Here is a 2015-nt window from a genome sequence, read left to right as displayed (position 1 = left end):
AATGATTAGCGTGAAAATGCTGCAGCGCAAACAAAATCGCGCGACACTTAAACCGATTTAAATCGTTTGTTTGCGCCAAAACCCTCGCTGTCGTCCCGCAAGCGGTTCAGGAATGATTTTCAGATTGTCCTAATAGCGGAACGCTTGGTCGACCGGACGCAAGCGTCCGCCAATCGGGATAGGGGGGAACCTCGCGGCTCCTCCCCTCCCACACCACCCTGCGTACGGGTCCGTACAGGGCGGTTCGGTTGGTTATGCGGCAGTGGCAGGGGCGAGGGAGGCAAGGCCGATGCTTGCGAGGAAGGCGTTGGGCAGGGCAATGGCGAGCGCCGGGCTGTTGCTGATGCGCCAGGGACCGTGCGCACTGCCGGCGGTTCGTGCCGCCAGTTCGTGCCCTATGCCCCTTCGCCGCAGCTCCGCAAAGCGGGTGCGCCCGCGCGTCCATTGTTTCCATGCGATGGATCGGAACCTGCGCCTGATCCACTGGTCGAGGCTGCGCAATACCGACGGGGTTTCGCAAAAGCCGAAGTAGCCGCGCCATCCTTTCAGATAGAGCGACAGTTCCTTGGCTATCTGCACGAGGCTCGCGCCCCGCGTCCGCATCGTCAGCGCCCGCACACGCTCCTTGAAGCGGACCACAGCCTGCGGCGCGATCCGACGCCTTGGCGTCTTCTCGTGCGTGAAGCTGAAGCCGAGGAACTTGCGCCGGTGCGGCGCGGCGACCGCGCTCTTCTGTCTGTTGACCTTCAGCTTCAGACGCCTGTCGAGGAAGCGTTCGACGCTAGCCATCACCCGTTCACCCGCACGTACGCTGCGCACGTAGATGTTGCAGTCGTCGGCGTAGCGAACAAAGCAATGCTTGCGTCGCTCCAGTTCCTTGTCGAGTTCGTCCAGCATCAGATTCGACAACAGCGGCGAGAGCGGTCCGCCCTGCGGTGTACCCTCATCGATTGGGCCGACCAGCCCGCCTTCAAGCACACCCGCGGTCAGAAAGCCCCGGATCGGACGAAGGATGCGCGGATCGGACACCCGCTTGGCCACCAGCCCCATCAGGATGTCGTGGTTGACCCGGTCGAAGAACTTCTCCAGGTCGATGTCCACCACAATGCGATGGCCCGACGCGATGTAGGCTTGCGCCGCCGCAACCGCCTGATGTGCCGAGCGTGCGGGTCGGAACCCGTAGCTCGATGCGCTGAACCCCTCGTCCCATGCCTCCTGCAGCACCTGCATCAGCGCCTGCTGGATAAAGCGGTCGAGCACCGTCGGAATGCCAAGCGGACGGATGCCGCCGGATGCCTTCGGGATGTCGACGCGCCGCACCGGCTGCGGCTTGTAGGAGCCTTCGAGCAATTGGGCGCGAAGTTCAGGCCAGTGGTCTTTCAGATGCAGCGCCAAGGCCTCGACACTCATGCCGTCGATCCCAGGCGCCCCCTTGTTGCGCCGGACCTGCGCCAGCGCCTTCCTCAGATTGTCGCGCTCGACAATCGCTTCCATGCACGGTCCGGCCAGCGCCGCCGGGCTTTCGGGGGCGGCGTTCGCCGCATCGGCTTCGGTCCCTGCCCAAGCTCGGTCGCAGGCTTCACCCGCTCCTTCCTTGGCAAAGGTCAGCTCAAACTGGATTTTCCGCCGCATGGCCAATGCGAGAACTCCGTCCTACTCGTCCTTCCAACCGTTCGGGCCTTCACCGCCGAGGTAGCCCGGCAGCTACTATGCCCTCTGCTGACTTCTGCGCCGCGATCGGCGCGCCTCACGGCGGGCTCAGTCCGGATTTCCGGACACCGCGCAGATCTCCCGAGGTAAGAGCGACCGCCTTCCCCGCATCCCCGCCGGATTTACCACCCCGACCCTTGATGACCATGGACTTCGCGGTCATGTGCCCGCTCGTCCGGCCGGGTAGGCCTCATATCCGGTTCTTGTCCATCGGGTCGCGGGTTTGCTCCACGCTTCCTTCAGACCTCGCCTCGCGACGACGCCCTTGCGCTTCGCTATCCCTTCGCCGCCATCAGGCTGGGAAG

1 protein-coding gene is annotated in these 2015 nt (G+C 64.0%); it reads right to left on the bottom strand.

Going from position 1 to position 2015, the window contains the following annotated elements:
* Window positions 1-252: 252 nt before the first annotated feature.
* On the bottom strand, window positions 253-1632 hold the full coding sequence (gene ltrA / locus AC4FWB_RS33940) for a group II intron reverse transcriptase/maturase (RefSeq protein ID WP_491030574.1): 1380 nt from the start codon (window positions 1630-1632) through the stop codon (window positions 253-255).
* Between the last annotated feature and the right edge of the window lie 383 nt (window positions 1633-2015).

Source organism: Mesorhizobium sp. LEGMi-168a (assembly GCF_058312955.1).
Note: the sequence above shows the minus strand (reverse complement) of the source record. Positions and strands in the feature narration are given on the sequence as shown.

Bases quoted from the DNA above. Each gene is read 5' to 3' on its own strand.
- ltrA (WP_491030574.1), bottom strand. From the start codon at position 1,632: ATGCGGCGGAAAATCCAGTTTGAGCTGACCTTTGCCAAGGAAGGAGCG.